5 protein-coding genes are annotated in these 9,969 nt (G+C 67.3%); all 5 read left to right on the top strand.

Features of this window, described 5'->3' with window-relative positions; genetic code table 11:
• The first annotated feature begins 134 nt into the window (after positions 1-134).
• Positions 135-2,651 (top strand): CshA/CshB family fibrillar adhesin-related protein, encoded by a 2,517-nt coding sequence (locus B1H55_RS11605; protein WP_077241109.1) that lies wholly within the window; start codon positions 135-137, stop codon positions 2,649-2,651.
• 265 nt (positions 2,652-2,916) lie between these two features.
• Positions 2,917-5,829 carry a CshA/CshB family fibrillar adhesin-related protein gene (locus B1H55_RS11600; RefSeq protein ID WP_077241108.1) on the top strand — a complete coding sequence of 971 codons (2,913 nt, stop codon included), beginning with the start codon at positions 2,917-2,919 and terminating at the stop codon, positions 5,827-5,829.
• A gap of 293 nt (positions 5,830-6,122) precedes the next feature.
• Entirely contained in the window at positions 6,123-7,757 is a 1,635-nt protein-coding gene (locus B1H55_RS11595) for a SpaH/EbpB family LPXTG-anchored major pilin (RefSeq protein ID WP_073454594.1), read from the top strand.
• Between the two features lie 158 nt (positions 7,758-7,915).
• Entirely contained in the window at positions 7,916-9,364 is a 1,449-nt protein-coding gene (locus B1H55_RS11590) for a class C sortase (RefSeq protein WP_073454592.1), read from the top strand.
• Positions 9,365-9,432: 68 nt separating this feature from the next.
• Positions 9,433-9,849, top strand: a complete 417-nt coding sequence (locus tag B1H55_RS11585; protein ID WP_143163914.1) for a DUF5979 domain-containing protein — start codon at positions 9,433-9,435, stop codon at positions 9,847-9,849.
• Positions 9,850-9,969 lie beyond the last annotated feature (120 nt).

The raw sequence follows: 9,969 nt of genomic DNA, 5'->3' as shown, positions 1-9,969 counted from the left end.
GCTCAAGCACCTCAAGGCCCTCCAACACGTCACCCCCAGGCCCGCACACCATCACCCACATCACCGCCACAGCCCTCGTCATCATCAACCTCAACAAACAACCCCGGTGAGAAAGACTCAATAGCGATTTCGGCTTGCGACTCGGGTACATCACCGGGGCCTGGGTGGGTGATGGCCTGGCGCGGCTCTACAACGACTCCTCGCGCTACGACAACGGAGCGGAGACCGATCCGAACTGGTCGGACAAGACCGTCGACTACAGGAAGAAGAATGTGCGGTCGAACCTTCCGATCGGTATCTCCAACATGCAGGGCGGAAATTACGGGAAGTCGGCGAACGCCTACTTCAAGTTAGAGTGCGAGACCTATGCGATCCAGTCGGCGACCAAGCCGGCCAAGAGCGAACTCGACGGCCTGCCGAAGAGGCGGATCCCCATGGCGGGCATGGCCTACGCGGATGCCGAGGCCTCGAACTGGTCGCCCACGGCCGGAAGTCGCGAGTCCATCACGGTCGATCCGATCCCCATGGACGGCCTGCCGGATGAGGATGTCAGCTTCCGTCTCCTCGAGAGCACTCGCTCGCCCGGCTGCGCCACGAGCTCCATGGGCGGGGAGTACACCTTCCCCTACCCTTCCGGGGCGCGAAGAGGAATGCAGTTGCGCCCCGATGGACTGGAGTGCGCCACCTGGGCGGTGAGGAATGTCGGCCATGGCCCCTCCTCGGTCCTGCTGATGGAGAACGCCGACGGCGGCTACGTGGAGCTCAAGGGCGGCGGCGTCAGCGCGATGGCACTGGGCGTGGTCACCTATGTGGACTACGGGGATGCTCCCGCCTCCTACGGGGAGGCCGCCTCGGTCTTCCAGCCGACCTGGCGGGGCGGCAAGCCGGGTGGGACGGAACCGGCCGATATCGCCACTTCGCCTGCGCCCGTTGAGGCCTCGGGGACCTGGTACAACTTCACTGCCGCGCAGGCCCGGGGCGGCGTCGCCGAGGCCGGCGCGCCGCGCCTGCGGCTCGGCGACGTCACGGACGCCGAGCCCTCCCAGCCCACCTCGGCAGATGCCTCCGGTGACGATTCGGATGGCATCGTGAACGACGAGGACGCGATCGGCACGGAGGGCTCGCCGGGGCTGACGGTGCGGACATCCGTGGGTGCCGACTGGAGCACCACCGTCCGGTGCGCCGGCGCGGGCGCCACGGTGGTGGGTTGGATCGACTGGAACCGCAACGGCGCCTTCGACGACGGCGAGCGCTCCTCGATGAATCCCGATGGCACCCCGACCACCTGTGACGGCACTCAGGCGGCGCTCACCTGGACGGTGCCGGCGGACGCAAAGCGCTCAGTTCCCGGCGAGGCCGGCTCGGCATCGACCTTCATGCGCCTGCGCATCACGGACGACAGCAACCCGGATGGCTCCCCGCTCATCCCCTCCCCGACGGGCATGACCCTCAACGGCGAGGTGGAGGACCACGGCGAGATCACCGTCCTGCTCCCCACGCTCACTCTGAAGAAGAACGTCGTGAACGACTCGGCCAACGGCTCGGGCATTGCGGCGGATCAGTGGACGCTCACGGCCGCGCGCGGGAGCGACCAGCTCCTCAGCGGATCCGGGCAGGTCGCTGAGACAGCGGTCCCCACGGGCGAGCTCTCCCTCCAGGAGTCCTCGGCCAACCCGGCGGCCGGCGGGTACTCCTCGTCGGCCTGGACCTGCTACGCCACCGACAGCGCCGCCGGCTACTCCTCCGCAGTGGTCTCTCAGGAGGGCGCGGGGACGGGAACGCTGACGGTCAAGAACCATGACCGAATCACGTGCGAGATCACGAACAGCGCCCAGGAGGGCGCGGTGACCTGGACTAAGACGGAGACCGACGGCGTGACTCCCCTGGGCGGGGCGGTCTTCACGCTCACGCGCACGAGGTCCGATGGCTCGCAGGCGCAGTCCTTCGAGGTGGCCGACTGCGTGGGTACCTGCGAGGAGGCGAGCCTGGATCGGGATGGGCGAGCGGGCCGTTTCCGGCTGACCGCCTTGTGGGGCGGCTACACGATCGTTGAGTCGGCCGCGCCGGCGGGCTACGTGAAATCCGCCGACCGGAGGACGGGGACGCTCGATCATCGCTCTCCCCGGACGGATGGCGTGCTCTCGCTCGGCCTGGGCACGGTGACGAATGACCGTGCTGTGGGCGCGGTGACCTGGTCGAAGACCGATGCCGCCACGGGTGGGGCGCTGGCCGGCTCCCAGTGGGAGCTCACCGCCGCCGATATCCCGGCGGGCACGGTCATCGCGGATTGCGCGGCCGGAGACTGCGCCGCTCAGGCCAATGGCGGTACCTATTTCGACGCCGACCCCCGCCCGGGGTACTTCAAGGTGGCGGGGCTGCCCGCGGACGGCGCGACCCGCACGGTGACGGAGCATCGGGCCCCGGCCGGGTATGCGTTGGACGTCACTCCTCATTCCTTCAAGATCACGAGCGCCGCCGATGGCGCGCCCCAGGACTGCGCCTTCCCCCGGGCCTTCACCAACGGCAAGAGCCCAGTGCCCGCCCTTCCGCTCACCGGTGGCATGGGCGCGGACATGTTCTACCTGGTCGGGGCGGGGCTGGCGGGGATGGCGGCCATCGCAGCGATCATCCGCCGTCGACGCGCTCGCTGACGCTCCATTAAGGCCTTGTTAAGGCGTCGATAAGGGCTCTGCGCTGCGAGAATGCGCTTCTCATTCCTCCGGTGATTGTGATGCAGATGTGATGCCGGTGAGAGTCCGCTGTGATCAAGCGGGCGTACAGTCGATCGTGAGCACGCCGAGAGGGCGGCTCATCACGTGCGGAACGCCGTCCCCGCGGCCGCCCGCCTGATCCCAAGCCGCGTCCCTGAGTGGGGCCATCGCCGCCCCGCGGCTCTACAGAGAGAATCCCCTCCACATGTCATTTCGTTCCCATCTTCGACGCCGTGCTCGGATCGCAGGGGCGACTGCGCTGCTCGGCGCCGGCGTCGTCCTCGGCCTGTCGACCCCGGCCGTTCTTCCCCAGTCGGCCCAGGCGGCGCCTGGTGATTCGTCACAACCGGCGATCTTCGCGACCGATGGGCGCGGGCGCTATGTGGATGCCATCCAGTGGCTCCAGTGGGCGGACTACTCGAAGTTCGACGGCCAGGACAAGCCGAATGTCCCCGTGCTCGGCTACAACCAGACGAAGGACTTCATCAACACCCGGGATCTGGGGGAGGCGGGCAAGCTCGTGACGACCTGCACCCTGTCCAACCTGCAGCACCTCGGGCACAAGCCGGACATTCCCGAGGCGCAGTCCAAGGGCCCGCTCGTGGCGACGATCCCCGGCGCGTGGGCCGGCGATGCCCTCGACAATCTCTACAACGTCGGCGGCCCTGGTCAGTGGGAGGACGGCAGCGCGACGTGGCATGCCGGCCTCACATATCCCAATGACTACGTCAATCGGAACAAGATGGTCATCGGCCTGGCCAATGGTTATGCGTACAACGGTGAGGGCACCTGGGACGGAAAGAAGTGGGGCGATCCCGGCTCCAGCACGGAACCGACCGGTGTTTCCGCGCGTGTGAGCGTCGACTACTCCTGCAAGGCCGAACTGCGGGGCTCGGACGGCTCAGTGAAGAACATCCCGCTCCAGGGCCTCGTCTTCGCCGACGCGGAGGCCTCCTCGAAGCGATCCGGTATCAAGGACTGGGCCACCGAGTGGAATGACGAGTGGATCCAGGCCTCGACCAGCCAGCCGGTGACCTGGCGCGTCCTGGACACGATGCGCTCGCGCGGATGCTACTCCAAGACGACCGGGCGACAGGTGACCACCAACGCCGAGATCTCCGGGGGCGGTCGGACGCTGCGCCTCATGCCCACGGACGAGGAATGCGTCTACCAGAAGGGCGCGGACGGAACGCCGGGCTCGTATAAGAACCCGAACGGCCTGGGCGGGCCCGATGCGGTCATGCTCATGCAGGGGGCGACGAGCGCGACGATCACCATGCAGGGCGCCGGCTACTCCGCCGTCGCCCTCGGGCTCATCGTCGCCACCGACTTCGGCGACGCCCCGCGCTCGTACGGCAATGCCGGCGCCCTCTTCGAGCCGAAGTGGGCCGGTGGGGAGGTCTCCCGCACGACGGACGTCTTCGGCGTCGACCAGGCCTGGATGTACATGGACCAGAGCTCGCCGGTGCTCGGCACGTACATCGACGCCGAGGGCTACCAGGAGTTCAGCGCGGATGCCCTGGGCGACGACGACAACGCCTGGTGGAGGGACGATGAGGACGCCATCGATACCTCGGCGTGGAGCGGTGGCTCCCGCGGCATCACCACGGGGCCGGGCAAGAAGCTGCAGCAGTACGTGAAATGCGCGGGTTCCGGGAAGGTCGCCGGATGGATCGACTGGAACAACGACGGCGCCTTCGCGGCCCGGGAGAAGAGCGATGAGGTCGCCTGCCTCGGCGGCAGGGCGACGCTGACCTGGAGCGTCCCGGCAGACGTCACCAACACGGTGCGCAGCGTCGATGGGGAGACCGGTTCCAGGGCCGACTCCTACATGCGCATCCGCATCACCAACGACAACAACGGCGACGACCAGCAGCCCACCGGCATCACGGCCACCGGCGAGGTGGAGGACTACAAGGTGTCGATCCGCGTCCCCACCATCCAGTTGACGAAGAAGGTGGACAACCCCTACGAGACCGACGAGGTGCCGGGACTGACCCCCGAGCAGTGGACGGTCTCCGCCCAGGGGCAGAATGCGACGATCTCCGCCGAGGGGACGACGGGCGATCGCCCGCTGGCCATTGCCGCCGGTCGGGTCGGCCTGACCGAGTCCTCCAGCGATCAGCGCGCTGCCGGGTACACGGCCGGGCAATGGACGTGCTCCGAGACGCCGGGAACCATCCGGGACACCAACTATGTCAACAGGACGTACTCCTCCTCCGTCGGCGCGACGGACAGTACTGGCGCGGCCACGCTGACCGTCAACAACCTGGACCGCGTCTCCTGCGAGATCACCAACACCGCCAAGCCCGGATCACTGGCCTGGGGCAAGCGCGATGCCGCTACCGGCGATGCGCTGGGCGGCAGTGCATGGGCGTTGAGCGGCCCGGAGGTGCCTGACGGCATCGTGGTTACTGACTGCGAGTCCGGCGTATGCTCCGCCGGCGACTACGAGGATCAGGATCCCGCGCCCGGTCGGTTCTCTCTGACGGGCCTGAAGTGGGGGACGTACTCCATCACGGAGCACGCCGCCCCGCAGGGTTATCTGCCCAGCAGGGAGACCTACACCTTCCCGCAGATCAAGCCATCCGCCCTCGACGCGACCCTGGCCGCCGGGGGAGCAGTCGATGAGAACGGCGCGATCGGGAACGAGCCCGAGAAGGGGTCTGTGACCTGGCAGAAGGTCGATGCGGACACCGATGAGGGGCTTGCCGGATCCGAGTGGGCACTGACCGGCCCGGGTGTCCCTGCGGGCACCGTTGTCAAGGACTGCGAGCAGGCCGCCTGCGCTGTGGGCGCGTACCTCGATCAGGACCCGCTCCCCGGGCGATTCAAGCTGGCGGACCTGCCATGGAGCGCGCAGGCCTACAGCCTGGTGGAGGCGAAGGCCCCCGCCGGCTACGCCCTGAGCAGCGCGGCGCATGAGTTCACCATCGCCGCCGACGCACGGGACTACGCCTTCGACGCCCCCTTCACCAACCAGAAGAGCCCGGTCCCCACGCTGCCGCTCACAGGGGGCATGGGGGCGGACGCCTTCCTCATGGGAGCGGCGGGACTGTTCGCCGCGACCGTGGTCGCAGAGATCGTCCGTCGACGTCGGAGGAGGCGGCGGCCATGAGGCGAGCTCGCGCGACGATCAGAGATCGGATCGCAATCGCCCCGGGACTCTCCCGAGCCGGAGAGCCGATATGCTCCATCCTGATAGCCCCAGTCCTGAGCCGGCACTCGCCCGGCGTTAAGGGGGTGGGCTGATCGAACGGTTGCTTGATCCCAGGGCCGGTTCCCGCCGGTGCTTCCCACAAGTTTCCATCAATCATGGCGCGAGGGCCTCTCGCATGAGAGCCCGCACGGTACTCCCAAATCGTGGCGCCAGCCCATCCCCGGGCACATCCTGAAAGGAAATCCCTACCCATGCGTGCAACACGCTTCTCCCGAGGAACGCTCGGCGTCGCCGGCGTCCTCTGCCTGGGCCTCTCCGGCCTCGGCGCTACGGCCCTGGCCGCCCCCTCCGGCCCCGGCAACATCGACTTCGATGCGACTGGAAAGATCCTCATCCATAAGCATGTCCAGTCTGATACCGCTACGCCGGGCACTGCTGACGGAACGGTAACCGGTACCAAGGGTGCGCCGGTTGCGGGGGTGAAGTTCACTGCTTACAAGCTGGACGCCGACCTCAAGACCAACGACGCATGGACCACCCTGTCCAACCTGGCAGTTCCGAACAATGCCTGTGGAGCCGACTTCAAGACCCCTGCGGGGACCGTCGGCACCCTGACGGTCCAGGCCGCGCAGAAGTCCGAATCCGGCGCTACGAACGACCAGGGTGAGGCCAGTATCGACAATCTTGCGGTTGGTGCTTACCTTGTCTGTGAGACCGAGGCTCCTGCTAACGTCACTGAGAAGGCCGCCCCCTTCGTCGTGACTGTCCCCTTCCCCAACACCACGCAGAATGCCAACAATGGTGCTGCGGCGAACGGTAACGGCCAGTGGATCTACGACGTCAATGTCTACCCGAAGAACGTGGTGATCGACGCTCCGACCAAGGCCGTCAACGTCGTTTCCTATGGCCTGAATGGGGAGGCTCAAGTTGAGTTCCCGGTGACTGCGACTGTGCCGAAGATTGGTGCGAACGTCTCCTTCAAGCACTTCATGATCTCTGACCCGATGGATGCTAGTTACGCCTCTCCTGCCGTGAAGGCCAACTCCGTGACCATCGATGGCGCCGCAATTGATCAGAGCTGGTACACGACTACGGTCACTGGGAACGAGGTTAACATCTCCTTCACCAAGACTGGTCTGGAGGGGCTGAAGAACAAGGCGGGAAGTGTCATCTCCGTCACCTTCACTGCGAAGACGCAGTCGGTCGCTGCCGCCATTAACAACAAGGCGAACCTCTACGTCGACACCATTCCGGGCAACACTCCTCCGGAGAACCCGCCGACCACTCCTCCCGGCGGCGACACGCCCGTGCCTTCGAACACGGTTGTCACCGCCTGGGGCGCTGCCTCTCTGCTGAAGCAGGACAACCAGAGCCAGCAGGCGCTTGAGGGAGCGACCTTCGAGATCTACAACGCGAAGAGTCCCTGGGAGGGAACTTGCACCACTGAGATCGCTGAGAACGATCCCAACACCGCTATCGATGAGTCGGCCAAGGTTGTCGTGGACGGCAAGGACGTCTTCACCACCGATGCTCAGGGTAAGTTCGATATCAAGGGTCTGTTCGTCGACTCGAAGCAGGGAGCCGCTGGCGTCACTCAGGTGGCCGTTGACCACACCACGCGCTGCTACGTGCTCGTGGAGACCAAGGCTCCTGCGGGCTTCACTCTCCCGGCAGGCGATGCCGCTAAGACTGCACTCAAGGTGACAGCTGGTGACGCGACCACCGCCAACCAGGTGACGGTCAACAACACCAAGACCACCGTTCCGCAGCTGCCCCTCACGGGTGCGGCGGGCAAGATCCTCATGACGGTCGGTGGCCTGTCGCTCATGGCGATCGCCGTCGGCTTCGTGCTCGCTGCCCGCAAGCGCCGCGTCAACGAGGCCTGATGACCACTCCGGCGAAGGCGTGACCGCGCCCCACGCCGGATGGCACCAGCCCCTCAACCACGCATGAGGTGGCGGGGAGGCACCAGCCTCCCCGCCACCTCCGCACGTCCCGCCCGCGCCGCCCCCATCCCGCCCACCCACCAGGAGCCCGAGCCGCCATGAGCAGCACCACCGGCACAGCCGACGCCGCAAGCGCCACCCACAGCCCCGGCAGCCCCGATCGTGCCGACGGCGCGGACACCCCCGGCAGCACGCCCACCACCCCGGGCGCCGACGCCGCAGCCACCGCCAAGCGCTCATCCAAGCGCCGCGCCCGCCGTACCCACCGTGCCGAGCCCGGCGCCAAGCGCCGCTGGCGACTCCGCATCATCAACCTCATCCCCGCCGTCCTCGCCCTGGCCGGACTCGCACTCTTCTCCTACCCCAGCGTCGCCTCCTGGATCAGCCAGTACAACCAGTCCAAGGTCGTCGCCGACTACGAGGAACAGGTCGACAACGCGAGACCCGCCGCCGAAGAGCAGCTCGCCCAGGCCCACGCCTACAACAACGCCCTCTCCTCCGGCGCCATCCTCGAGGCCAACACCAACATCCCCACCGGCGCCGGTGAGCACCCCGACGACTCCCTCGACTACAACAAGATCCTCTCCGCCAACGCCGTCGGACTCATGGGCCGCCTGCGCATCCCCACCATCGACCTCGACCTCCCCATCTACCACGGCACCTCCGACGAAGTCCTCCTGGCCGGCCTCGGCCACCTCCAAGGAACCTCCCTGCCCGTCGGCGGCAAGGGCACGCGCTCCGTCATCACCGGGCACCGCGGCCTCGCCAACGCCACCATGTTCACCAACCTCGACCAAGTCGGCGTCGGAGACACCTTCACCCTCGAGGTCTTCGGCGAGGTCCTCAGCTACCAGGTCATCGAGACCAAAGTCGTCGCCCCCGAGGAGACGGAGTCCCTGCGAGCCGACCCCGACCGCGACCTCGTCACCCTCGTCACCTGCACCCCGCTCGGCATCAACACCCACCGCATCCTCGTCACAGCCGAGCGCATCACCCCCACCCCCGCCGACGACCTCGCCGCCGCCGGAGCCAAGCCCGAGATCCCCGGCTTCCCCTGGTGGGCCGTCTGGATCACCGGCGTCGTCATCGCCGTCGGCCTCTACCTCTGGCGCACCGGCTACCCGCCCAAAGCCGCCGCCGCCAAGGATGACGATGACCAGAACGGTCCCAACTCCCCCGCGAGAGACGCACAGGACGCCAAGGGTCCCGGGCGCGCGGACGGCGCAGCGGCGCATAGTCGGACGACTTCCGACGACGGCTACTGGACCGGCCCCCGGATGAGCGCGACGACAGCGGGCACGCGCAGTGAGGGCGGCGGTGAAGACACCGGAGCGACACCCACGCAGATCGGGGTCGACGGCGCGATCTCCCTCCGCAATGCCGCGACGCCCGAGGACCCCGACGCCGGGGCTTCTCCCGGCCTGGAGGAGAGCTGGTCGGCCCTCTCGCCCGAGGAGATCCGATGGGCGCCCCTGGCCCCGAGTGATTCCGCCCCAACAGACGTCATCGCACCGCAGCATCACACCAATCGACTCACGATTCGGTGACGACGCCGGGAAGCACGCATTGATCCACCGAGTCACCGACTCACCGACTCCGACACGAAGGAATACCGATGACCCACCCACTGCGCCACGGCAGGCGAACTACCGCTGCGCCACGAGGACTCACCAGAATCCCCGGTTGCCTGGCCGCACTCGCCGCGGCCGCCATGCTCGTCCCCGGGCTGAGCGGCCCGGTACTGGCAGAGGCCAATGCGGACCCTCAGGACGTCGGCTCGCTGAAGATCGCCAAGAGGGTGATCGTCGACGACGGGAAGCGCATGCCGACGGCTCTCGGTGCTGCGGATTCCGCCGCCGATGAGACCGACGACGCACCACCCTTCGTCGAACCCGCCGCAGGATACCGAATCACCTACGAATGCTCGGACGGGACGAAAGGCGAGGTCAGGCTCAAGAGCGACCAGACCAAGCAGATCGACGGCATCGCTGCTGGTTCTACATGCTCATTGAGCCTTTCTCACCGGGAGTGATGGCGGGTGGGTGGGGATCGTTGGGGTGGTGCGGGAAGGTGGGTGTGTCGTAGACGAGGGCACGCGGAGCCGTGCGTCAGCATGGGTTTCGACCAAGAAAACCTGCTCGCAAGGAGGCTC

It is taken from the genome of Actinomyces denticolens, assembly GCF_002072185.1.
In the GTDB taxonomy this organism is placed as follows: domain Bacteria; phylum Actinomycetota; class Actinomycetes; order Actinomycetales; family Actinomycetaceae; genus Actinomyces; species Actinomyces denticolens.
The sequence above is the reverse complement of the archived record's forward strand: the minus strand, read 5'-3'. Positions and strand labels throughout refer to the sequence as shown.

What these genes read in the sequence shown, in the direction of transcription:
- B1H55_RS11585 (WP_143163914.1), top strand. Translation starts at nt 9,433, where the DNA reads ATGACCCACCCACTGCGCCACGGCAGGCGAACTACCGCTGCGCCACGA.
- B1H55_RS11590 (WP_073454592.1), top strand. Translation starts at nt 7,916, where the DNA reads ATGAGCAGCACCACCGGCACAGCCGACGCCGCAAGCGCCACCCACAGC.
- B1H55_RS11600 (WP_077241108.1), top strand. Translation starts at nt 2,917, where the DNA reads ATGTCATTTCGTTCCCATCTTCGACGCCGTGCTCGGATCGCAGGGGCG.
- B1H55_RS11595 (WP_073454594.1), top strand. Translation starts at nt 6,123, where the DNA reads ATGCGTGCAACACGCTTCTCCCGAGGAACGCTCGGCGTCGCCGGCGTC.